This is a genomic window from Halorutilus salinus, assembly GCF_026242195.1.
GTDB classification, from domain to species: Archaea; Halobacteriota; Halobacteria; order Halobacteriales; family Halorutilaceae; genus Halorutilus; species Halorutilus salinus.
Genome location: NZ_RKLV01000011.1, coordinates 1 through 24,197, shown reverse-complemented (window position 1 = coordinate 24,197; position 24,197 = coordinate 1). Strand labels below are relative to the sequence as shown.

31 protein-coding genes and 1 tRNA gene are annotated in these 24,197 nt (G+C 60.6%); 15 read left to right on the top strand and 17 right to left on the bottom strand.

Annotated elements, in window-relative coordinates; all coding sequences use genetic code 11:
- Positions 1 to 21 precede the first annotated feature (21 nt).
- The 6 genes from EGH25_RS10160 to EGH25_RS10135 form a co-directional block, all read right to left on the bottom strand.
- Complete coding sequence (locus EGH25_RS10160) at positions 22 to 429, bottom strand: hypothetical protein (RefSeq protein WP_266088218.1); 408 nt, start codon at positions 427 to 429, stop codon at positions 22 to 24.
- An 80-nt stretch (positions 430 to 509) separates the two neighbouring features.
- Positions 510 to 1,196, bottom strand: a complete 687-nt coding sequence (locus EGH25_RS10155; protein WP_266088216.1) for an SDR family NAD(P)-dependent oxidoreductase — start codon at positions 1,194 to 1,196, stop codon at positions 510 to 512.
- Entirely contained in the window at positions 1,193 to 2,767 is a 1,575-nt protein-coding gene (locus tag EGH25_RS10150; RefSeq protein WP_266088214.1) for an acetolactate synthase large subunit, read from the bottom strand. Before EGH25_RS10150 ends, EGH25_RS10155 begins: the two co-directional genes overlap by 4 nt.
- Positions 2,764 to 4,152, bottom strand: coding sequence for an NAD-dependent succinate-semialdehyde dehydrogenase (locus EGH25_RS10145; protein WP_266088212.1), 1,389 nt, complete (start codon positions 4,150 to 4,152; stop codon positions 2,764 to 2,766). Before EGH25_RS10145 ends, EGH25_RS10150 begins: the two co-directional genes overlap by 4 nt.
- A gap of 90 nt (positions 4,153 to 4,242) precedes the next feature.
- On the bottom strand, positions 4,243 to 4,530 hold the full coding sequence (locus EGH25_RS10140) for a cupin domain-containing protein (RefSeq protein WP_266088210.1): 288 nt from the start codon (positions 4,528 to 4,530) through the stop codon (positions 4,243 to 4,245).
- Entirely contained in the window at positions 4,530 to 4,763 is a 234-nt protein-coding gene (locus EGH25_RS10135; protein ID WP_266088208.1) for a DUF2249 domain-containing protein, read from the bottom strand. Before EGH25_RS10135 ends, EGH25_RS10140 begins: the two co-directional genes overlap by 1 nt.
- 186 nt (positions 4,764 to 4,949) lie before the next feature.
- On the opposite strand from EGH25_RS10135, the gene nirK reads away from it, so the two are divergent.
- Both nirK and EGH25_RS10125 read left to right on the top strand, forming a co-directional pair.
- Positions 4,950 to 6,053, top strand: coding sequence for a copper-containing nitrite reductase (nirK, locus tag EGH25_RS10130; RefSeq protein WP_266088206.1), 1,104 nt, complete (start codon positions 4,950 to 4,952; stop codon positions 6,051 to 6,053).
- Between the two features lie 101 nt (positions 6,054 to 6,154).
- Positions 6,155 to 8,449: a heavy metal translocating P-type ATPase gene (locus EGH25_RS10125; protein WP_266088204.1), complete on the top strand. Its 2,295-nt coding sequence runs from the start codon at positions 6,155 to 6,157 to the stop codon at positions 8,447 to 8,449.
- Here the strand turns inward: EGH25_RS10125 and EGH25_RS10120 are convergent, their stop codons facing one another.
- Both EGH25_RS10120 and EGH25_RS10115 read right to left on the bottom strand, forming a co-directional pair.
- Positions 8,450 to 8,902, bottom strand: coding sequence for a hypothetical protein (locus EGH25_RS10120; RefSeq protein WP_266088202.1), 453 nt, complete (start codon positions 8,900 to 8,902; stop codon positions 8,450 to 8,452).
- 81 nt (positions 8,903 to 8,983) lie between these two features.
- On the bottom strand, positions 8,984 to 9,484 hold the full coding sequence (locus EGH25_RS10115; RefSeq protein ID WP_266088200.1) for an HPP family protein: 501 nt from the start codon (positions 9,482 to 9,484) through the stop codon (positions 8,984 to 8,986).
- A gap of 97 nt (positions 9,485 to 9,581) precedes the next feature.
- Between EGH25_RS10115 and EGH25_RS10110 the strand changes: the two genes are divergently transcribed.
- Both EGH25_RS10110 and EGH25_RS10105 read left to right on the top strand, forming a co-directional pair.
- Complete coding sequence (locus EGH25_RS10110; RefSeq protein WP_266088198.1) at positions 9,582 to 10,601, top strand: radical SAM protein; 1,020 nt, start codon at positions 9,582 to 9,584, stop codon at positions 10,599 to 10,601.
- Positions 10,602 to 10,663: 62 nt separating this feature from the next.
- On the top strand, positions 10,664 to 11,284 hold the full coding sequence (locus tag EGH25_RS10105; RefSeq protein ID WP_266088196.1) for a helix-turn-helix domain-containing protein: 621 nt from the start codon (positions 10,664 to 10,666) through the stop codon (positions 11,282 to 11,284).
- A gap of 71 nt (positions 11,285 to 11,355) precedes the next feature.
- Here EGH25_RS10105 and EGH25_RS10100 read toward each other — a convergent pair whose 3' ends face one another.
- The 3 genes from EGH25_RS10100 to EGH25_RS10090 are packed head-to-tail and all read right to left on the bottom strand — an operon-like array spanning position 11,356 to position 14,104.
- On the bottom strand, positions 11,356 to 11,988 hold the full coding sequence (locus tag EGH25_RS10100; RefSeq protein ID WP_266088194.1) for a hypothetical protein: 633 nt from the start codon (positions 11,986 to 11,988) through the stop codon (positions 11,356 to 11,358).
- Positions 11,985 to 13,889: a heavy metal translocating P-type ATPase gene (locus EGH25_RS10095; protein WP_266088192.1), complete on the bottom strand. Its 1,905-nt coding sequence runs from the start codon at positions 13,887 to 13,889 to the stop codon at positions 11,985 to 11,987. Before EGH25_RS10095 ends, EGH25_RS10100 begins: the two co-directional genes overlap by 4 nt.
- Entirely contained in the window at positions 13,886 to 14,104 is a 219-nt protein-coding gene (locus tag EGH25_RS10090) for a heavy-metal-associated domain-containing protein (protein WP_266088190.1), read from the bottom strand. Before EGH25_RS10090 ends, EGH25_RS10095 begins: the two co-directional genes overlap by 4 nt.
- Before the next feature lie 183 nt (positions 14,105 to 14,287).
- Between EGH25_RS10090 and EGH25_RS10085 the strand changes: the two genes are divergently transcribed.
- From EGH25_RS10085 to EGH25_RS10035, 11 genes are all read left to right on the top strand, one after another.
- Positions 14,288 to 14,812 carry an ArsR/SmtB family transcription factor gene (locus EGH25_RS10085; protein WP_266088188.1) on the top strand — a complete coding sequence of 175 codons (525 nt, stop codon included), beginning with the start codon at positions 14,288 to 14,290 and terminating at the stop codon, positions 14,810 to 14,812.
- A 72-nt stretch (positions 14,813 to 14,884) separates the two neighbouring features.
- Positions 14,885 to 15,175 carry a CGCGG family putative rSAM-modified RiPP protein gene (locus EGH25_RS10080; protein WP_266088186.1) on the top strand — a complete coding sequence of 97 codons (291 nt, stop codon included), beginning with the start codon at positions 14,885 to 14,887 and terminating at the stop codon, positions 15,173 to 15,175.
- Positions 15,168 to 15,413 (top strand): hypothetical protein, encoded by a 246-nt coding sequence (locus tag EGH25_RS10075; RefSeq protein ID WP_266088184.1) that lies wholly within the window; start codon positions 15,168 to 15,170, stop codon positions 15,411 to 15,413. The genes EGH25_RS10080 and EGH25_RS10075 overlap by 8 nt, the downstream gene beginning before the upstream one ends.
- Before the next feature lie 56 nt (positions 15,414 to 15,469).
- Complete coding sequence (locus tag EGH25_RS10070) at positions 15,470 to 15,616, top strand: hypothetical protein (RefSeq protein ID WP_266088182.1); 147 nt, start codon at positions 15,470 to 15,472, stop codon at positions 15,614 to 15,616.
- A 1-nt stretch (position 15,617) separates the two neighbouring features.
- Positions 15,618 to 16,169, top strand: coding sequence for a cupredoxin domain-containing protein (locus tag EGH25_RS10065; protein WP_266088180.1), 552 nt, complete (start codon positions 15,618 to 15,620; stop codon positions 16,167 to 16,169).
- On the top strand, positions 16,166 to 17,881 hold the full coding sequence (locus EGH25_RS10060; RefSeq protein ID WP_266088178.1) for a cytochrome c oxidase subunit I: 1,716 nt from the start codon (positions 16,166 to 16,168) through the stop codon (positions 17,879 to 17,881). Before EGH25_RS10065 ends, EGH25_RS10060 begins: the two co-directional genes overlap by 4 nt.
- A gap of 1 nt (position 17,882) precedes the next feature.
- Positions 17,883 to 18,545 carry a hypothetical protein gene (locus EGH25_RS10055; RefSeq protein WP_266088176.1) on the top strand — a complete coding sequence of 221 codons (663 nt, stop codon included), beginning with the start codon at positions 17,883 to 17,885 and terminating at the stop codon, positions 18,543 to 18,545.
- 232 nt (positions 18,546 to 18,777) lie between these two features.
- A complete protein-coding gene (locus tag EGH25_RS10050; protein WP_266088174.1) occupies positions 18,778 to 19,572 on the top strand; it encodes a DUF7260 family protein in 795 nt (264 codons plus the stop codon).
- Between the two features lie 61 nt (positions 19,573 to 19,633).
- Complete coding sequence (locus tag EGH25_RS10045; protein ID WP_266088172.1) at positions 19,634 to 19,942, top strand: hypothetical protein; 309 nt, start codon at positions 19,634 to 19,636, stop codon at positions 19,940 to 19,942.
- Between the two features lie 233 nt (positions 19,943 to 20,175).
- The gene (locus EGH25_RS10040) at positions 20,176 to 20,844 is read left to right on the top strand and encodes a phospholipase D-like domain-containing protein (protein WP_266088171.1); all 669 of its coding nucleotides are present in this window, start codon (positions 20,176 to 20,178) and stop codon (positions 20,842 to 20,844) included.
- Between the two features lie 111 nt (positions 20,845 to 20,955).
- Complete coding sequence (locus EGH25_RS10035; RefSeq protein ID WP_266088169.1) at positions 20,956 to 21,714, top strand: metallophosphoesterase; 759 nt, start codon at positions 20,956 to 20,958, stop codon at positions 21,712 to 21,714.
- Positions 21,715 to 21,862: 148 nt separating this feature from the next.
- Here EGH25_RS10035 and EGH25_RS10030 read toward each other — a convergent pair.
- From EGH25_RS10030 to EGH25_RS10005, 6 genes are all read right to left on the bottom strand, one after another.
- Positions 21,863 to 21,946, bottom strand: a tRNA-Ser gene (locus tag EGH25_RS10030).
- A 54-nt stretch (positions 21,947 to 22,000) separates the two neighbouring features.
- On the bottom strand, positions 22,001 to 22,393 hold the full coding sequence (locus EGH25_RS10025; RefSeq protein ID WP_266088167.1) for a TRAM domain-containing protein: 393 nt from the start codon (positions 22,391 to 22,393) through the stop codon (positions 22,001 to 22,003).
- Positions 22,394 to 22,470: 77 nt separating this feature from the next.
- A complete protein-coding gene (gene eif1A, locus EGH25_RS10020; RefSeq protein ID WP_266088166.1) occupies positions 22,471 to 22,743 on the bottom strand; it encodes a translation initiation factor eIF-1A in 273 nt (90 codons plus the stop codon).
- A gap of 39 nt (positions 22,744 to 22,782) precedes the next feature.
- Entirely contained in the window at positions 22,783 to 23,061 is a 279-nt protein-coding gene (locus tag EGH25_RS10015) for a pro-sigmaK processing inhibitor BofA family protein (protein WP_266088164.1), read from the bottom strand.
- Between the two features lie 40 nt (positions 23,062 to 23,101).
- Positions 23,102 to 23,827 (bottom strand): enoyl-CoA hydratase/isomerase family protein, encoded by a 726-nt coding sequence (locus EGH25_RS10010; protein WP_266088162.1) that lies wholly within the window; start codon positions 23,825 to 23,827, stop codon positions 23,102 to 23,104.
- 30 nt (positions 23,828 to 23,857) lie between these two features.
- Positions 23,858 to 24,064, bottom strand: a complete 207-nt coding sequence (locus EGH25_RS10005) for a hypothetical protein (RefSeq protein WP_266088160.1) — start codon at positions 24,062 to 24,064, stop codon at positions 23,858 to 23,860.
- Positions 24,065 to 24,197: the final 133 nt, after the last annotated feature.

Genomic DNA, 24,197 nt, shown 5'->3' with positions numbered 1-24,197 from the left:
AACCGCCTGTAGACCGTCGTGTTATAGACTGCCTTCGCGTACGCGTTCAGAGAGAACACCGGCGAAGGTTCTCTTCTTACGCGGATTGTAGTTCGAGACGAGGAGGAGTTCACCCTCGGAGGACTCTTCCATGACGGCTGTGAACTCCTCATGCGCCCCGTCCGAACCCCTGACTGCGTCGAGGTACCTCTCACGGAGATTCAGGTCTTCCCACGCCGAGTTGTGCGCCCCTTCGTCGCACATACCGCGCATCTTGCGGTCGCGTTTCTCAGTCTCGAAGGCGTCGACAAGTTCGGACGGCGGCGCGAGTGCGCTCAGGTTACGGTCGACGACCGACGAGAACCCCGACGGTGCACTGACGCCGAACGTGGTCGTGTCTTCGACAGGGTTTGTCTCCATTTCCCTAACCGACGTCGGTTCGACCGGCATACGTTAGATACACGACGCCGACGTATATCCGTTTCCGCTGTCTCTGTATCCCTCGGCGTACGGTGCCGACGCTAACCCCCTCAGAACTCTTCGGCGTACGGACGCAGGTCGAGTTCGAGCGTCCACGCCGACCTGTCCTGTTCGACGAGGTTCCAGTAGGAGCGCGCTATCTCGTCGGGATGGAGCGTCGCGTCGTCGTCCTCGTCGGAGATTCCTCCGTCGATGACCACGTGCGCGACGTGTATACCTCGGGATCCGAGTTCGCGCGCGACCGACTCGGCGAGTCCACGTACGGCGAACTTACCGGCGCTAAAGCCGACAGCGCCCTCGCGCCCGCGTACCGACGACGTTGCACCCGTGAAGATCACCGTCCCGCCTCCGTCGGCGAGCATGTCGTCGACAGCGTGCCGGGTGCAGACGAAGGAGCCGTACGCTGAGACACTCAACGCGCGCTCGAACCCTTCGGGCGTCGTCTCCAGTATACCGTCCCAGTCGGCGGCGGACGCGTTGTTGACGAGAACGTCGACGCCGCCGTACGTGTTCCTGATACGTTCGAACGCGTCGGCGATCTCTTCGTTGTCGGTGATGTCGCACGGAACCGCGAGCGCCTCGCCCCCTGACACGCGTATACCGTCGACGACCTCGTTCAGGTACTCCTCCGACCGCGCGAGACACGCGACTGCGCATCCTTCGTCGGAGAACCTTCGGACGATCGACTCGCCGAGGTTGGGACCGACGCCCGCGACAACCGCAGTCCGTTGGGTCATGCTCCCTCCGTCATGTCTACCTCGACGAGCGCCATACCGTCCGAAGCCACGGCTGATCCGAGCGCACCGTGGAGACCGTCGGCGGTATCGGGGCTGTACGCCTCGATCCCGAACGACTCAGCGAAGGTCGTAAGGTCAGGGTTCGACAGACGCGTACCGAACCCCTCGCCGCGGTGGTCGGTCTGCTTCTCTGAGATAAGACCGTAGTCGTCGTCCCTGAAGACGACGACCGTGTATCCGCATCCGAGACGCGTAGCGGTTTCGAGTTCGGCGGCGTTCATGAGGAAGCCACCGTCACCCGTCGCCGCGACGACGTTCGCATCGACGGCGAGATCCGCGCCTATCCCTCCGGGCACCGCGATACCCATCGATGCGAGACCGTTCGAGATTATGCATGTGTTAGGTTCGTACGTCGGGTAGTTCTGAGCGATACGCATCTTGTGGCTCCCGACATCGGATATCAGGACGTCTTCGTCGTTGAGCCTATCGCGTAACACGGGTACGACGCCTTCGACCGAGAACGGCGTGTCGGCTTCTCCGGCGACGTCCGTGACGATATGGTCGCGCAGGTCGTCGTACCATCCGTACTCGTCCTCGTCGACGAGAGGGCGGAGTTCACGTACCGCCGCGCCTACGTCTGCGACGACCTCCACGTCAGGGCTGTACGCCTCGTAGACCTCCGCGGGTTCGGCGTCGATATGTACGACTGCGGCGTCGCCCGCGTTCCATCCCGCGGGGTCGTGCTCGGCGATATCGTACCCTAACGTGACGACGAGATCCGCCTCGTCTATGGCGTGCGAAGCCTCCTCGTGGTCGCCGGAGTCGAGCGTCATCAACGACCGCGGATCGTCGTCCGAGACCACGCCCTTTCCCATGTACGTCGAAGCGACGGGGATGTCCGTCTTCTCAACGAGAGCGCGTACCTCGTCGGCGGCTTCTGTACGTGTCGCCCCGTTGCCAACGATGAGAATAGGCTTCTCCGCCTCGTGCAGGAACCGCGCCACCGACTCGGTGGATTCGCTGTCGGGGTCGGGACGACGCACCGGATCGCGTACGGGCATCGGTACTGCGTCCGTCTCCTCGGAAGCTACGTCCTCAGGGAGTTCGATATGCGTCGCACCCGGCTTCTCGTACTCGGCGACCTTGAACGCCTTACGCACCGACTCATGGACTATGTCGGGGTCGGAGATCTGCGCGTTCCATTTCGTGATCGGCGAGAACATGTTGACGATGTTCAGAGCCTGATGGCTCTCCTTGTGGAGACGTTCCAGACCGCCCTGTCCCGTGATAGCGACGAGGGGCGCTTTGTCGAGGTTGGCGTCGGCGACTCCCGTTATGAGATTGGTCGCTCCGGGACCGAGTGTTCCGAGACAGACGCCCGCGTCGCCCGTGAGTCTGCCGAAGACGTTCGCCGCGAAAGCCGCGCCCTGTTCGTGACGCGTCGGCACGAACTCGACCGATGAACCCCGTAACGAGAAAAGGAGATCCTCGTTCTCCTCTCCGGGAACACCGAAGACGTGTTCGACGCCTTCGTCTTCGAGACACGAAACGAGTACGTCCGACGCCCTCATTCGCCCGCCTCCTGCACCCAGACCGTCTTACGGTTTGTGAACTCACGTATACCGTCGCGCCCGAGTTCGCGTCCGTACCCCGACTTCTTGACGCCGCCGAACGGTAGACGCGGATCGGACTTTACGAGTTCGTTAACGAACGTGGATCCCGCTTTGATACGTCCCGCGACGCGTTCGCCGCGTTCAACATCGTCCGTCCAGATACTCGCGCCAAGACCGTACGGTGAGTCGTTCGCGCGGTCGATCGCCTCGTCCTCGTCCGAGACACGGAAGACGGCGGCTACGGGACCGAAAAGCTCCTCTTCGCTGGCGGGGCATCCGTCAGGTACGTCGGTCAGGACTGTCGGCGGGTAGTAGTAGCCCTCACGGTCGAGGGGTTCACCGCCTACGACCGCCTCCGCACCCGCTTCGACCGAGTCCCGTACCTGTCCGTGTAGTTCGTCACGTAGGTCGCCGCGCGCCTGTGATCCTACGTCCACGTCCTCGTCGGTGGGGTCGCCGACGTTCAGAGCCTCAACCTCTTCCACGAACCTCTCCAAGAAGCCTTCGTAGACGTCTTGGTGCACGACGAAACGTTTCGCCGCGATACACGACTGTCCCGAGTTGAGGTTACGCGACCTCGCGCCGACGCGCGCCGCCTCATCCACGTCGGCGTCGTCAAGGACGACGAACGGGTCGCTACCTCCGAGTTCGAGCACCGTCTTCTTTATTTCGCGTCCCGCGGTTTCACCGACGGCGCTCCCTGCGCGGTTGCTACCCGTGAGCGTCACAGCGCGGACGGCGTCGTGCTCCAACATGGGTTCGACAGCGTCCGTCTCTGCGAGAACCGTCGTGAAGACGCCGTCAGGGTATCCGGCACGGTCGAAGACCTCCTCTATGGCGAGCGCGCATCCGGGGACGTTCGACGCGTGCTTCAGAATCCCGACGTTACCCGCGGTCAGGTACGGCACAGCGAAACGGAACACCTGCCAGAAAGGGAAGTTCCACGGCATGATGGCGAGAACGACGCCGAGGGGTTCGTAGCTTACGTACGTCCGCGCACCGGGTTCGGTGCCGATCCGGTCGTCCTGTAGATGCTCGCCGGCGCGCTCGGCGTAGTAGTCACACACCCATGCGCATTTCTCTACCTCCGACCGTGCTTCGGACACGGGCTTACCCATCTCGCGCGTCATCGTCTCTGCGTACTCGTCGGTGTTGTCACGTAGAACCTCCGCAACGTCGGCGAGCAGTGACTCGCGTTCCTCTATACTCCGGTCGCTCCATCCGTCGAAGGCGTCGTCGGCTTTCTCGACGGCGTCTATGACCTCGCCTGTTTCGTGTCCCTCGTACGTCTCGATGACCTCCTCCGTCGATGGGTTGATGTCTTCGAACTCAGGTCGTGCCATGCTTTACATACATCCCCGTACGGTATACTTCTTCGGTGGCTCTGTCCAACACGGTTCCACGGAACCGGCGTAACCGAAGTCGGTTCCCGGTCAGGCGTCGACGAACACGAGAACCGCCACGGTGTCCTCGATAGCCCGCGGTGATATATCTTGGTCGCCGGAAAAACGGATCGCATCGCCTTCCTCGACACGGTGTCTCTGGTCGCCGAGGAGGAGCGACAGCGCCCCTTGGTGCACGAACAGCGTTATCTCCTTTCCGGGATGCTGGTGCTCCGGACGTTCGTATCCTTCGCTAAGCTTGAGACGGAGCGTCTGCGGAACGTCGAAAAGACGGTCGACGACCGCGTCGCCGTCGCCCACGGTCTTTCTCTCCACCATCAGTTCTTGGGTAGCTGTGCCACGAACTTGTTCTGCTCCTCCTTTTCCACCTCGTAAGCCTCCGCGTCGAACGTCTCCACCTCCTCCTTCATCTGGTAGTACAACGGCTTCGGCTCGTGGTCGTTGACGAGCGTCAACGTCTCACCGCGCTCCATCTCCTCGAAAGCCTTCATTATGGTCGGATGTCTCTTCGGCGGTGCGACGTCACGTAAGTCAAGCTCGTACTCGGACATCGTTCCTGATACGTCCGATGGGCTAATCGCCGTTGCGCCTGATATGTTCGGGTCGTCCGGCTCAGAGCCACCGTATGGACGTATATATGACTACATATTAATCTTTCCGCCAACATGTTCAGATTCTAAACCCTTCAACACACTTAACACTACATACGTAGTACCTGTGAATGTAGGTGACTTAGAATGGTAGATATACCAGCGTCTCGGCGGGACCTGATGAAGGGAATAGGCTTAGGAACAGGGATGCTCGCATCGGGCAGTCTCGCAGAAGGCGCGGTTGGTAAGGTGAAGGAGCAGATGGAGCAGGCGGAGGCGAAGGCATCGGAGTCCGTCGCCGCCGATCCGACCGACATACCGGAACCGATAGACAGGTTCGAGCCGAAGACACACGAGGTCGAACTCGTCTGCGAGGAGGTCACGGCGGAGATAGAGTCGGGTGTGACCTTCAACTACATGACGTTCGGAGGTGAGGTACCGGGTCCGATGATACGTGTCCGTGAGGGCGATACGATCGACCTGACGATACGGAACCCCGACAGGAACAACAAGCCGCACAACGTCGACTTCCACGCGTGCTACGGAACCGGCGGCGGTGCGGAGGCGACGACCATCGCACCGGGGGAGGTGGAGCGCCTCCGGTTCAAGGCGATGTACCCCGGTTCGTTCATCTACCACTGCGCCGTGGCTACGATGGACTTCCACATATCGAGCGGCATGTTCGGTATGATACTCGTCGAACCCCGCGAGGGTCTTCCCGAGGTAGACCACGAGTTCTACCTCGGACAGCACGAGGTCTACACCGACAAGGACAAGGGCAAGGAGGGGCACCACGGCTTCGACTTCGAGGCTATGAAAGCCGAGGAGCCGACGTACGTCCTCCTCAACGGGGAGGAGTACGCGTACACCGCCGACAACAAGGGTCCGCTCAAGGTTGAGACGGGGGACACCGCACGTGTCTTCCTCGTCACGGGAGGACCCAACGTTACTTCCAACTTCCATCCGATCGGAAACGTCTGGAGCAAGTCGTGGGCGGAGGGGGCGATAGAGTCGGAGCCTGAGATAAACGTACAGACGAAGCCCGTTGCGCCGGGTAGCTGTTTCATAGGCGAGATGGAGTTCCCCGTCCCCGAAACCGTGAAGCTCGTCGACCACGCGCTGTCGAGGGTCGTGCACAAGGGTATGATGGCGGAGATAAAGGCTGAGGGCGAACCCGACCGTGAGATATTCGACCCCAACCCTGACGAGAGCAACGGCGGAGGCGGCGACGGCGGAGAAGGCGGATACTGAGAAGGCTTGGCCGTCCTCTTGTCCCTAATCTTTCGTGAACATGTTCGGGGGCAAACGTTTTGTTTTAGCGCCCGTATCCCGGAATGGTGAGATAGCCGGAGGTGTACGACGCAGAATGCGAACTCTGTGGCTTACCCGCGCCGTCTTCGGAGGACGGACCCGACTTCTGCTGTGAAGGATGTAGACGTGTACACGAAGCCGTCGGAGAGGTACCTGAAACGGCGGAATCCGACGAGGTCGAGGGTAGCGCCGAAGCACCCGGTACGGAGGACGCGTTCCTCTTCGTGGAGGGCATGCACTGCTCGACGTGCGAGCTTTTCCTCGAATCCGTCGCCGAGGACGTGGAAGGTGTCGAAGCCGCTGAGGCGAGCTACGCGACCGACACGGTGAGAGCTGTCTACGACGCCGAAGAGGTAGACGAGGAAGCCGTGGCGGAGGAGGTCGACGGCTACGGCTATACCGTCCGTACCGAAACGGGTGGAAAAGGGACGGAGGAGACGGAGAAGCTACGTCTCATCATCGGCGGCTTCGTCGGCTTGCTCGTGATGCAGTGGTATATCTTCTTCCTGTACCCAAGCTACCTCGGTATAGGCGACGGCGAGGTGCTCGCCGGCTTCGCGCGACCCGCGACGCGGTACATACCCCTGCTTCTGGTAGCCGTCATGGCTTCGGTCGTCCTTTTCTACACCGGCTATCCTATACTCCGTGGCGCGTACGTCAGCCTCCGCGCACGACAGCCAAACATGGATCTCCTCGTCGCTCTCGCCGCCGTCTCGGCGTACGTCTACAGCACCGTCGCCGTCGTTCTCGGTGACGTACATATCTACTACGACGTCTCCGTGGCTGTTGTTATGGCTGTCTCCGTCGGAAACTACTACGAAAAGACAGTAAAGAGACGTTCGACGGAGCTTCTGTCTGAACTCACGTCGGCGCACGTCAACGAAGCCGAGTTACGCGACGCCGAAGGGACACGTACCGTCCCAGTCGAAGAACTCGAAGAGGGCGACGAGGTCGTGGTACGTTCGGGCGAACGCGTACCCGTCGACGGCACCGTGATCGAAGGAACCGCCGCCGTGGACGTATCCGTCGTGACGGGGGAGTCACTACCCGAAACCAAGGGGGAAGGCGATAACGTGGTAGGCGGCTCCGTCGTGACGGACAACGCCCTCGTCGTGGAGGTTGGCGAAGGTGCGCGAAGCACGCTCGACAGGCTGACGGAGACGCTGTGGCGTGTCCAGAGCGGTAGCCACGGCGCGCAACGTCTCGCCGACAGGCTCGCAACCGTCTTCGTCCCCCTCATCATACTCGTCGGCGCAACGGTCTTCGTCTACCGTCTGGCTTCGGGGACAGGCGTATCGGAGGCTCTTCTGTCAGCCCTTACCGTTCTCGTCGTCTCGTGTCCGTGCGCCGTGGGTCTCGCAACCCCTCTTGCTGTCGCCTCCGGACTACGTGAGGCGCTCAACGAAGGCGTCGTCGTAACCAACGGCTCCGTCTTCGAGGAAGCGGGCGAAACCGATACGGTCGTCTTCGACAAGACAGGGACGGTAACCCACGGCGACATGTCGGTTCGGCGTCTCCATGGCGACGAGGAAACGGCGCGGAAAGCCACCGCCGTCGAACGTTTCTCATCCCACCCCGTCTCCGACGCCTTCGTCGACGAGTTCGGCGTCCCCGACGCGACGGTCGAGGGTTTCGAGACGGAGACAAAAGGCGTGACCGCGGTCGTCGACGGCGAAAGGGCCGTTGCCGGCTCCGTCGGCGAGTTCGAAAGAAGGGGATGGGAGGTGGACGGCGCGTCCGAAACCGCCCGGCGTATCCGTCACGACGGCGGACTGCCCGTCTTGGTAGGCGTCGACGGCGAGGTTCGCGCTGTCGTAGAGGTCGGCGATACGACGCGCGACGGCTTCGAAGAGGCTGTCGAAAGATTCGACGGCAGAACGAAGATACTCCTGACGGGCGACGACGAGGAAGCCGCCGAGAGGTTCAGCGACGACTTCGACCGCGTTCTCGCCGGGGTACCGCCCGACGGCAAGATGGAGGCTCTAAGACGTTTCTCCGACGAGGGTACGACGACGATGGTAGGCGACGGTACGAACGACGCCCCCGCGCTCGCCGAAGCCGACGTCGGCATAGCCGTAGGCTCTGCGACGGCGCTCGCCTCCGACGCCGCGGATGCTGTCGTGATGACCGACGACCTCACCGACGTACCTGTGGTCTTCGATATAGCCGAGGGTACGCGAAGACGTATCAGACAGAACATCGGCTGGGCGCTTACGTACAACGCAGTCGCTGTGCCCCTTGCCGTCGTCGGAGCTATAAACCCGCTCTTTGCCGCCGTAGCGATGGCAACGAGCAGTCTACTCGTCGTCCTCAACTCGTCACGAAGCATCGTGTAGTCAGAGAAGTCGGGGCACGAAGCCCGCGAAGAGTATACCGAACCCGCCGACCTCGCCGAGTATAAGCAACCATACGGAGCCGCGGACGGCGAAGGAAGGTAGCTCGAAAGATCCGAGCACATGGGGTTTCTCAAACTGGTTGTCTGTGTCACGCAGGATCCCATGGACGACGTACGTCGTGACCGCGAAGCCGAAGAAGAAGACGGGGACAACGACGCCGACTATGTTCACGGCAGTCGACCAGACGCTAACGGAGGCGAAATGGAGTAGAACGAGACAGGCGAACGAGTACATAAGCGACGCACGGTGCGCCGTGTTGACGTAGTAAGGTGCCTGCGTCTCGTCGGAGCGCCATATACATCTGTACTTCCAGACGCCCGTGACCAGACCCATCATGAAGAAGACGCCTGACGACAGAAGCGCGAGCGCTACGGCGGGGTTCGTGGCTTCCATTGGCAACCGTTCGTCTCTCATGCAACCTAACACCGTTGTTTTCACCCCGAACCGGTTCGGGAGCCGTCTGTTGGGGAGAGGCTATCCGGAGCCGCGGTACACGGGATGCCCGTCACCGACGAGTACACCCGTGTGTATCACGACGAGACCGACGACGCTGACCATCATGATACCGACCTGTGCGGGCGTCGACAGGAGGCCGAGAGAGACGATGAGCGTGGTTGCGCACGCCGGGGCATGAACCGCGTCGACCGCTATCATGCCCCAGCTCGTGGCGACCACGGAGACGGTTGCGCTAACAGCGAGACGGAGACCTTCGGACGAGAAAGCTGTGGTCGGCTCGGTTATAACGATACCCGACGCGAGGACGACGTAGGCGGCGAGTCCTGCGACGCCACCGATACCGTGGCTGGCTACGACACGGTATCCGCGTCGGCGATCCGCGCGCCTCTCGAACGCGAGCATGAACGCCGAGGGTCCGAGGCTGGGGAACACGAACGGCTGACCCGTTGCCCATGCCGTCAGACCGAGTACGGTGAAAAGAAAGCCGGCGTAGAGGCTCGTACCAACCTCCTTCCTCATATTCGGTCTGTAAACCGTAGCGGTATATCTTCTCCGATCCGTACCACCCTAACGTGTTCGGTGAAACTCCGATACCACACGAGAACTTACCTCTCATATGGACAGCTCACGTAGCCCCGTCGTCCTCGTATGGGAGCTTACGCAGGCGTGCGAACTCGCGTGCGACCACTGCCGCGCCGACGCTCAGCCCGAACGCCACCCTGACGAACTCACGACGCGCGAAGGAAAACGCCTCCTCGATGACGTGCGCGACTTCGGTGAGGGACAGCTCGTCGTCCTTTCGGGGGGTGACCCTCTCAAACGAGACGATGCCATAGAACTCGTCGAGTACGGCGATGAGATAGGTCTGAGCGTTACGATGACGCCGAGCGGAACAGCGAGCCTGACGACCGACAACGTCCGCCGGCTCGCCGACGCGGGTCTGAAACGTATGGCGGTCAGCATCGACGGCGCGACCGCCGAGACACACGACGACTTCAGGGGCGAGAGCGGAAGCTTCGACGAGACACTGCGCGCCGTCGACGACGCGCGTGACGCGGGTCTTCCCGTACAGGTCAACACGACCGTCTGTGCAGAGACGGTCGATGAACTCCCCGAAATAGCCGAACTCGTCGACGAACTCGGCGCGGTTCTCTGGAGCGTCTTCTTCCTCGTCCCCGTCGGACGCGGTTCGTTCCTCGAACCTATCACGCCCGAACGCGCCGAGCGCGTCATGGGGTGGCTACACGATACGAGCGAAGCGTACGGCTTCGGTGTCAAGACGACCGAAGCGCCCCACTACCGCCGCGTCGGTGCAGAGACGGGTCGGTCGTCGCGCCGCGGAGGCGTGACCGCGGGCGACGGCTTCGCTTTCGTCAGCCATACGGGGGAGGTCTATCCGTCGGGCTTTCTGCCCCTTAGCGCCGGAAACGTCCGCGAGGAGTCCGTCGTAAACATCTACCGTGGCGCCGAACTGTTCGAGAACCTCCGCGACAAGGACGCGTTGAACGGCAAATGCGGGGCGTGCGAGTACCGCGCCGTCTGCGGCGGTTCGCGGTCGCGCGCCTACGCTACGACGGGCGACCCTCTCGGCTCCGACCCTCTCTGCGCGTACGTACCCGACGGCTACGACGGCTGAGAAGGTACCCCGAACACGTTCATGATTATCTATATTAGGCTGTATGAACTAACCGTAGTAACTTGCCAAAGGCGAGCCTGTCGATAGAGATACCCGACGACGCATGGGTGAGCGATGTCTCCAAGAGCTACCCGGATGCTGTCTTCCGCGTACTGTCGGCTTTCGCGTCGGAGGGACGCGGTGTGGGTATCGTTGAGGTGGAAGCCGACGGAAGGATAGAGGAAATAACGGACGAGATATCCGAACACGACGCCATAGCCGAGATACAGCTTCTCTGGAGCGAAGGTAACGAAGCCTTGGTCGAGTTCGAGACAGGTAAGCCGATGATGCTTCTCGCGGCGCGGCGTTCGGGTATACCCGTACGGATGCCTTTCGAGATACGCGACGGCACCGGAAACTGGGAGCTGACGACATCGCGCGAGAGGCTGTCGGAGCTGGATTCGGTCTTCGATACCATGGGGATAAGCTACGAGCTTGAGTACGTCCACGAGGTAAGGTCTGAGGAGTTCCTGACAGACAAACAGCGCAACGTGATGGAGACGGCGCTCTACATGGGTTACTACGACACGCCGCGCGAGTCTTCGCTGTCGGAGGTCGCCGAAGAGATTGGTATCGCAAAGTCGACGTGTAGCGAGATTCTGCACCGTGCCGAGGAGAAGATAGTCAAGGAGTTCTTCGGTTAGGCACGGTAAGCCCAACCGAACGGTGCGACGCCACGCCTATCGGACGCCCGGTTCCGAGTGCCGACGTAGACTCAGCCGGTCGGTCTGACGCTGAACAGGCTGTCGTCGGAGAGCACCGTCCGAACCCTGTCGTGCCAGTCGCGTCTGAACCTCTCGCGCTCCTCGTCGGTCGCCGTACCATCGATGAGGTTTCCGAGGTTTTCGGTGCCGGAACCCGCGTCGGGAACCTCCGAGACGTGGTAGACTACCTTCACAGCGTCGCCCGTGTCGGTGCGTTCGAAGACGAACGTGGGTCCGTCGCCTTCGTCGACGGCATTGAAGGAGATCAGATTCTTCCTTGCGCCGTACCCCCCTGCGAGTCCGCCGAAGCCGTCTTCCTCCGCCGCCCCGGTGATATACGAGATTATACGTGATATGACGCCGTACGCCGCATCGTCCTTCTCTCCGGCGACGCGGACGGCTATACCGCCGCGAACCGGATGCTCGTCGGTGTACAGTTCACCGAGTCCCTTCTGCACCACACGGAACGAACCGGCGGCGGTCGGACACGAATGCCCCGCCTGCTTCACAACGTCGTCGTAGGTGAAGACGAACGGCTCGCCGGGTTCGAGTACCGCCAGAGCCTCGGCGACGGGGTCACGTATACGTACCGGCTCGGCTTCGTTGTAGCTGACCTCCCGGATGGTGCTGTCTTCGCCCGTCATCGGTACCACGTCAGCCTCATTCCGTTCATGATCACCACGAGAACGCTGACGATATGTGCGAGCATACCTGTCGCCATCGTGACGTACCCCGTGAAGACGCCTGCGAGCAACACGACCACCGTGGCTACTGCGATACCGACGTTCTCTACTATGTTCCTACGTGTCGCCTTGCTCAGACCGACGGCGTACGGTATACGTCGAAGGTCGTCCGCCATCAGAGCCGTATCGGCTGTCTCTATCGCTGTGTCCGTACCCGCCGCACCCATTGCGACACCCACGTCAGCGACTGCGAGCGACGGGGCGTCGTTTATACCGTCGCCGACCATGGCTACGACGTTTCCTTCGCCGCGTAGCTCCTCTACTATCTCCTGCTTGTCCTCCGGCAGGAGTTCAGCATGGTACTCTTGGATACCGACCTCCTCGGCGACCGCGCGCGCCGTACGTTCGTTGTCGCCCGTGAGCATCACCGTCCGTACACCTGCGTCTTTCAGCTCCTCCACGACATCGGCTGTGGCGTCACGTACCTCGTCACGTAGCGATATCACGCCCACAACGGAGCCGTCGACCGCGACGTAGACCGCCGTCTCGCCTTCCTTCTCGCGGTCGGCGGAGTACTCAGCGACCTCCTGCGGAACCTCAACGCCTTCGTCTTTGAGAAAGAGGCTGTTACCTACGAGTACGCGCCTACCGTTGTACGTCGCTGTGACGCCTTTACCAGCCTCAACCTCGAACGTCTCCGGCTCCGGAAGGGGATGTTCGGCAGTTTCCGCGCCGCCGTCGGTCGCGTACCCGTCTCGACCCCTGTACTCGTCGAGAACGGCGTCGGCGAGATGGTGCTCGCTCCTCCTCTCCGCAACAGCGGCGTGGCGTAGAGCCTCTTCGTCGGCGACACCGAAGCCGCGCACCTCCGAGACCACCGTCTCGCCCTTGGTCAGCGTACCCGTCTTATCGAAGGCTACGAGGTCTATCTTGCCTGCCCTTTCGAGGTGTTCGCCGCCCTTCATGAGGACGCCGTTGCGCGCTGAGTTCCCGATAGCGCTGACGATGCTGACGGGCGGTCCGATAACGAGAGCGCCCGGACATCCTATGACGAGCAACGTGAGCGAAACCATGGCGTCACGCGTGACCACGTACGTTCCGACAGCCAGAAGGACGACTGCGGGCGTATAGTACTTAGCGAACTTCTCGACCAGCGTCTCTGTCGGTGACTTCGCCTCCTGTGCCTCCTCGACACGGCGTATGATACGTTGTAGTGTCGTGTCGCTCCCCGTCCCTGTGGCGCGTACGTCAAGCGCCCCGTCCCGGTTGACAGTACCCGCGTATACCTCGTCGTCCTCGGTCTTACGTACCGGCGCGCTCTCGCCCGTGACCGACGACTGGTCGACGGCGCTCTCCCCACGTGTCACGACACCGTCGACAGGTATACTGTCACCGGGACGTACGACGACCACCTCCCCTTCTTCGACCTCGTGCGCGGGGAGTTCAACCTCCTTTCCGTCGCGGCGCACGACGGCTGTATCAGGCGCTCTCTCCAAGAGTTCCTGAAGCGCGGCGCGCGTCCTGCGCATCGTACGTCCTTCGAGGTAGCCGCCGAGCGAGAACAGGAAGACAACCCCCGCCGCCTCCCAGTACTCGCCTATACCGATCGCACCGACGGCGGCAAGCGTCACGAGCGCGTTTATGTCGACCGTACCGTTTCTGAGCGTGTGGTACGCCTTCTTCGCAACGTCGTACCCGCCGACAAAAGCCGCAACGAGAAGGGCGACATCCCCCGACACACCGTAGCCGACGTAGACGAGACTCCAGCCGACGGCGAAGAGCACGCCGCTTACAGCCGTCGTGAGGAGCTTTCGATGGCTAAGAAGCCATCTCCTTACGTCCGTTATCCCCGTATCCGTCATCCCCGTACAGCCTCCGGTGTATATCCTTGGTTCTGTATCGCCGTCTTCAGCGTGTCCGTCTCAGTGTCTTCCTCGTGGTGTACCTCGATACGTCCCGTCGTGAAATGTACCTCAACGTCCTCGACCCCTTCTGTTCCTTCGAGCGCCTTCTCGACGTTGCTTGCGCACGTCGGACAGTCGAAGTCGAGCACGCGGTACTGTGTTGTCTGTGTCATTGCATTCGTCTATACGTCCCGTTGGAGTTTAACTATTTTCCAGATGCCGTGAAAAATAGTTGGATGTCCCGTGACAGCGTGTTAATGTCCCGTGACAGCGTGCTAACACTCCGTGACAACTTACCGACAGCCTGCCGTGGGTTTGACGGTCAGAACTAAGTCGTGCCGGTTCGAACGGACGGTATGGCGGAGTTCTCATCCGATGTACGTCTGAAGGATATCGTCGTCCGCGACCCGGAGAGTTCGGCGGCTGTTGACGACCCGGTGCGTACAGCCGTACTCGACATACTCTCCGAGGAACCGATGAAGGTCGGCGATGTCCACGAGGCGCTCGCCGGCAGGGGTATAGAGCTTTCGGAGAACACCGTCCGCCACCACGTCAACCGTCTCAGGGACGCCGGACTCGTCGAGGTTGCGCGTCTGGAGGAGGGGCGCGGCGGCACGACCAAGTACTACAAGGCGAACACCGTCGTGGTTTCGTACACAGTACCCGATGAGATGTCCGAGGCTGTCGAAGAAACCGCCGACTCCGTCTCGCCGGAGGTCGAAGCCCTACTCGACGCTCTCGAAGAACAACACGGAGACGAAATCGACGATGCCGTCGCCAAGATGGCTGACTGCGAGCACTGCGCGACACAGAAGAAACGCGAGTTTCTCATACTGACTGTTATACGGCGCGCCCTCGTCAGGGAGATGACCGACGTCTAACCGTCTCCGTCGTGCCAAGCACCCGAACGGGTTCGGGGCTGACCGTATACGGACGGAGACCTATGTCTATCTATGGGTAAACTGTCCTCCGAAGCCGACGAGTTACGCGAGGAGACGTGGTCCGCCGACCTCGAACGACCTGAGTACGCCGACGACCGCGGTAAGGTCGTAGAGGATGGACTGGACGCCGTCCGGCGTACCGCGCAGGGGTACTTCGTCAACCTCGTGACCCACGGAAACCACGGGCATCCGTCCGACTACCTACACGGTGCCGTCGAGGACGAGTTTGACGGCGTCCGTGTAGAGTACGTCGAAAGATGCGGGTGCGGCGGATACGTGACGCGGGTGCATGTCGATGAGTAGCACGGTCGGTGTGGAGGCGGAGGAAGCCGAGGAAGCCGGGGACGATGTACCGGAGCGTGTACTTCGGAAACGCCACCGTCTCGTCGACGAAGCCGTCGCCACCGCCGTACGGCGTATGGAAGCCGACGACCGTCAGCGCGAGATACTCCGCAGGGCGGCGGAGAGAACCGCGGAACGTATCACAGAGCCGTTCGGGTCAGCGGACGGAGACGCCGTTGAGAGCCTCTTTCTCGACTGATACGAACATGTAAGGCAGAATCCCTATGATAAACGCGTGGTAACATCGGAAAGAAGATGTCCGAATCCAAGAACAAGGAGAAGCCGTGGGTACAGAGGCTGTACGACAGGATCTGGCTGTTAGCCATCGCCGCGCTCATCTTCTTCGCTGTGTCTTACGTGGGATGGGGCTTTGCAGACATACTCCTGATACCGGAGGGATGAGATGGGTTCACCCATAAAGCCGCCTGACGAAGACTGGTGGGACGTTCCCGTCAACAGACGCGAGTCGATCTGGCTGGGTCTGAGCGTCGCGTGGTCGATGATACTGTTCGGATGGATGAGCCTATGGACACGTATAGGCGACCAGAACCCCATAGGCGAGACGTACGACGTTTCGACGGAGGAGTATCAGGAGAAGGTCGAGAGCTACAGGGAAGAGGCGGAAACCCTTGACGGCTCTATCGTACCTCCGAGCGACGATATCTACGTCGCAGGTATACGTTTCCAGTGGCGCGGTCTACCCGTCGTGGTTGAAACGGGTAAGACGTACAAGTTCCATATAAGCTCGTACGATGTCCAACACGGCTTCTCGATACGTCCTGAGGACGTGCTGAGCCAGCATACCAATCTTCTGGCTCTACCCGGATACGAATGGGTGATAGAGATGGAGTTCGACGAACCCGGTACGTACCACGTTATCTGCAACGAGTTCTGTGGCGTCGGTCACAGCAGTATGCACGGGGTTATCGAGGTACGTGATGAGGTGAACGTATGATATTCGATCTTTTCGACAACGACTACGACGAGGACGGCTTCAGGACGTGTAACGTGACGGGTATGAGCATACACCGCTCCGTCGAGAACCCCGTCAAGGTCTTCGGTCTCACGGCGGTCGTGGCTCTCGTCGTAGGCGGATTCTTCGCAATCGGCGTCGCTCTGACACGGTGGGAGTTCGTCGGTCTTCTGGGACCTGAGGAGTTCTACAGATGGCTTAGCCTTCACGCATGGAACCTCCTCATATTCTGGATGGTCTTCATGGAGATAGCGATACTGTACGTCGGCGGGCCGATGGTACTCGGACGCCGCCTGCCCATTCCCAAGATAGCTAAGGTCGGATGGGGGACGATGGTCACGGGCGCTCTCGTCATAAACTACGCCATATGGACGACGGAGGCACCTAACCAAGCGCCGCTCCTCACGTCGTACGCTCCGCTTCCTTCGTCGCCCTACTTTTACGCCGGAGCCATAATCTTCATACTCGGCTCAGTCGTCGCCGCGTTACCGTTCTTCGTCTCACTCTGGCAGGAGAAAAGCTGGGGCGAGGGCGGAAGCCTACCACTCGTTACTTTCGGCGCGTTTGTGACATCCATAATCGCCGTCGAGGCGCTCCTCGGCGGACTCGCGGTCATGGTCTACGCCTTCCTGTGGCGTATAGAGATACTCGAATCCATAGACGCCGCCGTGTACAGACAGGTGTTCTGGATAATCGGACACGGAACCCAGCAGATAAACCTCGTTGCGATGGTGACCGTCTGGTACTTCCTAACACATATCGTCGGAGGCGCGGAGGTCGTGAGCGAGAAGGTTTCGCGTACGGCGTTCGTCCTGTACATCTTCTTCATCAACCTCGGAGCGGCGCACCATCTCCTCTCCGACCCCGTCGTCTCGATTAGCTGGCGTATCTGGAACGCTTCGTACGCATTCTACGGCGCTACGCTTGCGAGCCTCATACACGCCTTCGCCATACCGGCGGGCATCGAAGCCGGACGCCGCAGACGCGGGAAGGGCGGCGGTCTTTTCGGCTGGCTTACCAACGCGCCGTGGAAGAACCCCGTCTTCTCCGCAACCATATTCTCCATAATACTGTTCGGCTTCGTCGGCGGTATCACGGGCGTCGTCATGGGACAGGTTCAGCTGAACATGACGTGGGTACGTACGCTCGCAACCGTGGGGCATTTCCACGGAACCGTCGCGCTCGGAACCACGATCGCGTTCATGGGTCTCGTCTACTTCGTGATAAGGACGATGTTCATGCGAGAGTTCCGTTTCGGTAGGCTCGCCTCACTTCAGCCCTACCTCTACGCCGCTACGATGACGGCGGCTACGCTCATGCTGATGTACATAGGTCTTCTGTACGGGGTTCCGCGGAGGATCCACAGCGTCGTACGTGATATACCCGGAACCGACTTCAGCCTCTCAGCCGCCGAACCCCTGATGATGATATTCGGTCCATTCGCACTCCTCGCTATCATCTCAGGTGCGGCGTTCGTCGTCGTCGCCCTCGCCTCGGTTCTGTTCGGTGAGAGGAAGCTACCCGGTTCGGATCTCGTACCCGACGAAGGTGTTGAGTTCGAGAGCGACGAACCCGTACATAAGTTCGACATGCGCGGTACGTTCGTCATAACCCTGATCTTCCTCGGCGCGTTCATCGTAGTGTATATCGCCAACTGGTACCTGCTTTCACAGCTCTGGAGCATAGGACCCTGAGATGTTAGACGCCGTCACGAACCTCGTCCGGCAGGGGTGGCGGAACACCCTCAGTATCTACTACGCCAACACGCCTATCTGGCGTCTTCTCAAGAGCGGTGCGCTCGCCTTCCTTGGCGTCTTCCTCTGGGCTGGCGGCAACCTGTTCCTTTCGTACCTACCCGGTGCGCGTATCATCGACTACGTCATAGCGTACGGCGTACTCGTCTTCTTCTACGGACCTTTTACGCATCTCGTAATCATACCTCTCGTCATAAGATGGAGAAAACGACGCGGCGGTCTACGTAACAAGCTCGCAAAGAGGATGTCGAAGATCAACCTAACGTTCTTCATACTCCTCGTACTCGTCGTGGGTACGTACGCACCCGGCTTCATGTTCCTCAGCTTCGACGTCGCCTCAGGCGGTTCGAACATCAACCCCGAACTCGGATGCGTCGACAGGGGCGAGGTCATCGAATGCGAACTCACCGAGGCGGAAGGCGTCGGACAGGTCGTCGTGAGTTCGGGCGAAAGGACTCTCGTTACCGTGGAGGAAAGACCGTACGGGTTCGAGGTGCGTAAGGACGAGATGGTCGAGGTCGTAGGTCAGAAGAGCTACGTCGTGGAGATACGTGACGAGGACGGCGAGATGCAGAGAAGGTTCAGCAGATCGGCACCGCCGTAGCGTCCGGTCATAGTCGGCGTCGAACCGTGTCCGACCCGGTGGCACCGACGCGTCGGGTGACGGTAGCGCCTGATCAGTGGTCGGCGTCGAACATCGATGGAAGCCACCGACGCCGCCGCTTTTCGCCAGCCGTAACTAATAACCACCAGCCTCTGACAGCCTGCGCGGAACACGGACGGAAACCGGAACCGTTATGTCTTTTTAGGTTAGCCTAAAACATGGGTTCGGACAGATGTGTCAAGAAAGCATCGACCTATCGGAAACCACCGCACACAGGGCGCTCCGAACGGTGAAACGGGAGAAGGAGATAACCTCGGAAAAGCTCACACAGATCGAACGTTTTCGTCAGAAGGTGCACGGTATGAACGGTGCCGACACGGCTTCCGTAGCCGGCTTTCGGGGTGACGGGAGCGGCGGCGTCCGTACCGTAGCCTCGCCCGATCCGACGACGGGGTGCGTATGCGGCGATGTCGTCGAAGCCTTCGACGAGACGTTGAACCGATGCGAGCCGGAAAGGGATCTCACGAGGAGCATGTCGGGCGAGCTTGGTACCGAGTTCGCCTCGGTGCTTCTCCGCGACCGCGAAGCCGGGTTCGGCTCGGAGCTTAAACAGGCTGTACTTTCGTCGGTGGACGAGAGACGGTCACAGCTACGTGTACTGGAAGAGGCACTCGGAACCGAGAAGGCGTCGGTAGGGGCGGCTATCGAAGCCGTCGAGTCGCTCGACGAAAGCCTCGTCACCGAAGACGAACTCCTCGGTCTCGGCTTCGACGAGCTTAGGCAGAAACACGGAAGCCTGATCTACCTCCACGACGACTGCGAAAGCCTTATTCAGGAGAGACAGGAGACGCTGTCTAAGACGACCAAGGAGGCGACTGAGGCTGGACTGAGACATAACTCTCTAACCGGATACCTTTACGAGGAGCTACAGACCGACCATCCCGTGCTCTCCACATTGACCGAAGCCGTACGCGTATGCGAGGATAGGGAACACGAGGTACGTAAGCATATATGCAAGGCGGTCTAAGCCCTGAGTCTACGTCGAGGGGCAGGGACGACGTTTTAACCGTGGGTCACGTATACCGTACATGAATCCGGTTGATGTCGCGGTTATAGCCGTTGCCCTGACAGCGCATCTAACGGCGTCCGTGTACGCCTACCTCGACGCCCCCGACCACGGTATGGACGCCCGGAGATGGGGGTTACGGTCGGTCGCGGTTCCCATGTTCGGGTTCTTCGCGTACCTCTTCGAGAAGGAGGAGAAGAAGCGCGAGACGACCGACGACGACAGGGAGGATATGTTCTCCGACGGGATCTTCGAGGTTCACGAGTCACGCGCCGACGACACGTCTCTCGCCGACTCCGACGAGTACGACTACGATCCGGAGGATGTCTGATCGGAGAAGGGCGCGCTCCTCTTCGAAAGCCGAGGTAGAACGGGTAGAGGGGTTCGTCGGTTAGGAAGGCTTGAAGATGAAGCCGAGCAGACACAAGAAGATCCAGCCGCCAGTCCTCCGTTCTGTCTTCTTTCTGTGTCATCTTAGCTCTCCGAAACGGTCACGACGAACCGTATTGACGGTTTCGGTGTACATCCACAGCTTCAATATGCATAGACGTTATAGGCGCACTAATGAGTCGAACGGAGGAGGAACCCGGTGTTAGACTGCTCGACACGGACAGTTCGGACGTGCGGTTCAAGGATGCGCTGTCAGAGCTTTTCGCCGGTGACGGAACCGTCTACATCGTCAGCGGATACTTCACGTATCAGGGATACCGTGCGATACGTGACGACATCGTCTCTTTCCTCGAAAGGTCTCACGAGAACGAACTGGTGGCGGTCGTAAGCCCCGCGTCGGATCAGTTCTCGCCACGGATCGCGTACGACCTCTGGGGTATGGACGACAACGATCAGGTTCGCCTCTACAAACAGCCGCGTGGACTTCACGCAAAGCTCTACATACGTGACGGTCCCGAACCGACCTGCATACTCGGCTCCGCGAACATCACGCAGATTGCGTTCAAGTACAACACGGAGATAAACGTCCAGATAACGCGTGATACAATCGACCACCCCGACGTGAGACAGTTCCGTGATTGGATGGTGGAACTCGTGGAGTCGTCGGAGCCGTTACGCCGCCGTGACCTGTTCGCACCGTTTCAGGTAGGAGGCTCCGTTATCAACTGGTCGAACAAGGCTCGGCACCTGCCCAGACGCAACGTCGCGCTTAGGGCTGTGCCTGTCATCATCATCCTGATCTTCTTCTCAGGGATGTTTTCGTGGCTTTTCAGCCTGATCTGAGCCTGCGACGAACGCCCGTTTCCGTGTGTCCCGGTGCAGTCCCGCGCCTAACACCAGACAGAAAGACTATCTACCTCAACAGCGTATAGACCGTGTGAAAGGAGATTCTCTATGAGCCGGGTCGTCGCTGTGGGTGACGTCCATCTGGGTGCCAAGAACTCCGACGCCGAGGCGTTCAACGCCTTCCTCGGTGAGATCTACCAGAGCCGGGGTTCTGTGGAGGAGACCGTCCTACTCGGTGACCTTTGGGACATGGTTCGGCGTGACCCTTTCGGTGTGGCTTGGGAAACCTCCGAAACGCTCGGTCTTCTCAAGAGGCTCGCCGACGCGGTTCCCGTCAGTCTCGTCCTCGGCAACCACGATATCTACCTTGACCAGCTCGACGGGGCGCGGTACGAGATCGACTTCCGCGGTAGCTACACGCTCGATCAGGACGGAACGCGTATCCGTTTCACCCACGGCGACGACTTCGACGGTCTCCATTCCAAACGTCTGTCGGGATACCTCTCAGGAGCGGGCGATAGGGGCGAGATAGACCCCACGCGGGGGCGTAAGGATCCGTTCGTCGCTGGTTTCCGGGACGTTGTCGGTGGCATAAAGACACGTCTACGACCCGACGGCGGTTCGTCCGAAGACTGCGAGTACCCCCGACGCGAGAGACGCGCACACGGATACCTCGACGGAACCGACGCCGACAAGCTCGTCTACGGTCATACACACGCGCCGTACGTCCGTAAGGACAACACGGTTGCGAACGCGGGTTCGTGGAAGTCGACGGCTCCGGTGCATAACACGTACGTCGAGGTCAGTGACGGTGAGCTTGCGCTCTACCGGTACGTCTCCGACGGCGAGGACGAACGTATGGGGTAACGTGCCTGATATGGGTGGCTTTGACCTTTCTCCGACCACGGCGGAGTTCGCCCTCATCTAAAAGCCGTCTTCGGACGACCGTGTTAATGCCAACCGGAACGACGGTTTATAGCTCAAAACACAGTAAGTCGGTGAATCTTCTTGTCGACGCCGGGGAGGGGATTTGAACCCCTGTGGGCTTACGCCCACCTGCTCTCGAGGCAGGCGCCTTACCAGACTAGACTACCCCGGCTTGTCGTAACCGTCGTAGGCGGGGCACAAAACGTGTACGGTTTACGCCGGTCTATCAGTCGAAGGCGTCCTCTTCGAGAACCTCACCGACCGCGAAGTTCTCCTTGACCTCGTCGACCTCGACCTTTACACGGTCTCCGACCTCGGCGTCGGGCACGATGATGACGTAACCCCGCTCGACGCGCGCGATACCGTCGCCCTGCTTGCCTATATCCTCGATCTCGACGTACCGTATCTCTCCCTCCTCCACGGGCGGCTGTAGCTGACCCCCACCACCAGACGACTCGGGCTTTCCGCCGTTCTTACCGACGAGACCGACGCTGTAGACCTCACCCACCTGTACGTCGCCGTCGTCTATCTCGCTTTCGGGGATCTCTACGACGTAAGAGCCATCTTCTTCCTCGACGCGCGAACTCACCAGACACAGGAGCTTGCCAGAGACTTCCAAAGACGTTTCCTCCGGTGTAACCTCATTAACGTACGTACTTGAATCTGTCGCTAATCCCTCCGACCGTGAACCGAAACTCAGAGGTAGCCTTCCTCGCGTAGCTCGTCCGCCGCCTGACCCTCGTACCGCCAGTTTACGTCCGCCTTCTCGTCCTGCCAGTCCCACGGTTCGACGATTACGACGTCGTCCTCGTTTATCCAGACGCGTTTCTTCATACGTCCGGGTATACGAGCCGTCCGTGTCTCGCCGTCCATGCACCGCACCTTGAGCCGGTTCGCGCCAAGCATCGACTCGACGATACCCAGTACCTCGTCGTCGTCGGGGAGGCGCAGGTCCGAGTCGTCCGACATACGCGGGGTTAGGCGCCGGCTTCTTATTAAAAGTCCGAATCAGAAGACAAGGACAGCCGCTGTTTCGGGGACGAAGGCGACGCCAACGACAGAGAGAATGACGACGAGTACGACGCCCGGTACGCCCGCGACGGCGACGAGTGCGACGGCGAACAGTGTTATGTCGACCTCGACGAAGCCCGTAAAGTTGACCGCCGCGAGTAGGACGAGACCCACGATAGCGTTGTACGCGAGAGGCTTGACTACCTTCATCGTGAGGTAGACGGCGGCGAGCGCGAGTACGGCGAGTACGAGCAAGCCAACCTCTATTATAGCCATACGCCACGGTTCGGCGCTACGGTCAAAAGACTTGTGCGTATCAGCCGTCGTTTATCCCTTCCGCCGCAGTCCGGAAACGTCTGCGTGTCTCGGGTGCTGTGAGACGTTCCGCCATCCTCTCGCTTATCTCGTCGTAGTCGTCACGCGCCGTAATACGTTCCTTTGTGACACGTGTAGCCTCTGCGTCCGAACGGGCTATCGACGAGACGGTGTCCATGACCTCGTCGTCTACGTCGTCGGCGGGTACGGCGCGGTTGATAACGCCCCAGTCCGCCGCCGTCTCCGCGTCTATAGGTTCGCACGTGAACGCCATCTCCGCGACCCGCTTCCGTCCTGCCGTCTCCGCGACGCGTTCGACAGTAAGGGGTGGCTGTACGCCCATACGTGTCTCAGGGGTGCCGAAACGCGCGTCCTCGGAGGCGACGGCGAGGTCACACGCGACGACGAGTTCGAAGCCTGCGCCGAAGGCGTCGCCGTCGACGGCTGAGATGACAGGGACGGGGGCTGTCTCGACGGCGCGGAGCAGGCCCACGACGCCGTCGGCGAAGTCGCGCGCCTCGTCGATACCGTCTATCGACGCTATGGCTTCGAGGTCTCCGCCCGCGCAGAAATGTTCGCCCTCGCCGGCGAGGACTGCGATGCGTTCGTCGGATGCACGTCCGAGGAGTTCGACAGCCTCGTCGAGTGTTTCGGGCGTGAGCGCGTTCGCGCTGTCGGGACGGTCGAAGGTGAGCCATCCAGCGTCTCCGCGTGTTTCGTACCTCATGGTCGTCGTTGCGGACGGCGACCCAAATGTCTACCGCCGGACGCGTGAGACGGCTTCCTCAAACTGTTCATCGCGGCGCACGAGGTGCGCGATCATGTCGCCCGCGCCGCCGAGGACACCTGCGAGAACCGCGACACCGACGGTGCCTAAGCCGAGCGAGACGGCTGTGAGACCGCCTACGAGACCTCCGATCACGGCGGCGACAGCCGACTGGACGGGTGTGTCACAGAACAACATGGTCGGGTTACGTCGTCCGGCGTAAAGACGGTTGGGGAGGTTCGCGCCGATGATGACGGCGGTGTTCAGATAAGGAATGAATGAAGAATGAGGCGTGGCGTTTTCTGAGTGCCTATGACAAAAAACGCACGCC

Excerpts from the sequence above, each read along its gene's own strand:
- EGH25_RS10090 (WP_266088190.1), bottom strand. The coding sequence starts at position 14,104 with ATGACACAGACAACACAGTACCGCGTGCTCGACTTCGACTGTCCGACG.
- EGH25_RS10015 (WP_266088164.1), bottom strand. The coding sequence starts at position 23,061 with ATGGCTATAATAGAGGTTGGCTTGCTCGTACTCGCCGTACTCGCGCTC.
- EGH25_RS10160 (WP_266088218.1), bottom strand. The coding sequence starts at position 429 with ATGCCGGTCGAACCGACGTCGGTTAGGGAAATGGAGACAAACCCTGTC.
- EGH25_RS10155 (WP_266088216.1), bottom strand. The coding sequence starts at position 1,196 with ATGACCCAACGGACTGCGGTTGTCGCGGGCGTCGGTCCCAACCTCGGC.
- EGH25_RS10080 (WP_266088186.1), top strand. The coding sequence starts at position 14,885 with ATGGGTAAACTGTCCTCCGAAGCCGACGAGTTACGCGAGGAGACGTGG.
- EGH25_RS10075 (WP_266088184.1), top strand. The coding sequence starts at position 15,168 with ATGAGTAGCACGGTCGGTGTGGAGGCGGAGGAAGCCGAGGAAGCCGGG.
- EGH25_RS10085 (WP_266088188.1), top strand. The coding sequence starts at position 14,288 with ATGGCGGAGTTCTCATCCGATGTACGTCTGAAGGATATCGTCGTCCGC.
- EGH25_RS10135 (WP_266088208.1), bottom strand. The coding sequence starts at position 4,763 with ATGTCCGAGTACGAGCTTGACTTACGTGACGTCGCACCGCCGAAGAGA.
- EGH25_RS10150 (WP_266088214.1), bottom strand. The coding sequence starts at position 2,767 with ATGAGGGCGTCGGACGTACTCGTTTCGTGTCTCGAAGACGAAGGCGTC.
- EGH25_RS10100 (WP_266088194.1), bottom strand. The coding sequence starts at position 11,988 with ATGACGGGCGAAGACAGCACCATCCGGGAGGTCAGCTACAACGAAGCC.
- EGH25_RS10070 (WP_266088182.1), top strand. The coding sequence starts at position 15,470 with ATGTCCGAATCCAAGAACAAGGAGAAGCCGTGGGTACAGAGGCTGTAC.
- EGH25_RS10060 (WP_266088178.1), top strand. The coding sequence starts at position 16,166 with ATGATATTCGATCTTTTCGACAACGACTACGACGAGGACGGCTTCAGG.
- EGH25_RS10095 (WP_266088192.1), bottom strand. The coding sequence starts at position 13,889 with ATGACGGATACGGGGATAACGGACGTAAGGAGATGGCTTCTTAGCCAT.
- EGH25_RS10120 (WP_266088202.1), bottom strand. The coding sequence starts at position 8,902 with ATGGAAGCCACGAACCCCGCCGTAGCGCTCGCGCTTCTGTCGTCAGGC.
- EGH25_RS10145 (WP_266088212.1), bottom strand. The coding sequence starts at position 4,152 with ATGGCACGACCTGAGTTCGAAGACATCAACCCATCGACGGAGGAGGTC.
- EGH25_RS10035 (WP_266088169.1), top strand. The coding sequence starts at position 20,956 with ATGAGCCGGGTCGTCGCTGTGGGTGACGTCCATCTGGGTGCCAAGAAC.
- EGH25_RS10115 (WP_266088200.1), bottom strand. The coding sequence starts at position 9,484 with ATGAGGAAGGAGGTTGGTACGAGCCTCTACGCCGGCTTTCTTTTCACC.
- EGH25_RS10065 (WP_266088180.1), top strand. The coding sequence starts at position 15,618 with ATGGGTTCACCCATAAAGCCGCCTGACGAAGACTGGTGGGACGTTCCC.
- EGH25_RS10040 (WP_266088171.1), top strand. The coding sequence starts at position 20,176 with ATGAGTCGAACGGAGGAGGAACCCGGTGTTAGACTGCTCGACACGGAC.
- EGH25_RS10010 (WP_266088162.1), bottom strand. The coding sequence starts at position 23,827 with ATGAGGTACGAAACACGCGGAGACGCTGGATGGCTCACCTTCGACCGT.
- EGH25_RS10055 (WP_266088176.1), top strand. The coding sequence starts at position 17,883 with ATGTTAGACGCCGTCACGAACCTCGTCCGGCAGGGGTGGCGGAACACC.
- EGH25_RS10140 (WP_266088210.1), bottom strand. The coding sequence starts at position 4,530 with ATGGTGGAGAGAAAGACCGTGGGCGACGGCGACGCGGTCGTCGACCGT.
- EGH25_RS10110 (WP_266088198.1), top strand. The coding sequence starts at position 9,582 with ATGGACAGCTCACGTAGCCCCGTCGTCCTCGTATGGGAGCTTACGCAG.
- nirK (WP_266088206.1), top strand. The coding sequence starts at position 4,950 with ATGGTAGATATACCAGCGTCTCGGCGGGACCTGATGAAGGGAATAGGC.
- EGH25_RS10045 (WP_266088172.1), top strand. The coding sequence starts at position 19,634 with ATGAATCCGGTTGATGTCGCGGTTATAGCCGTTGCCCTGACAGCGCAT.
- EGH25_RS10005 (WP_266088160.1), bottom strand. The coding sequence starts at position 24,064 with ATGTTGTTCTGTGACACACCCGTCCAGTCGGCTGTCGCCGCCGTGATC.
- EGH25_RS10050 (WP_266088174.1), top strand. The coding sequence starts at position 18,778 with ATGTGTCAAGAAAGCATCGACCTATCGGAAACCACCGCACACAGGGCG.
- eif1A (WP_266088166.1), bottom strand. The coding sequence starts at position 22,743 with ATGTCGGACGACTCGGACCTGCGCCTCCCCGACGACGACGAGGTACTG.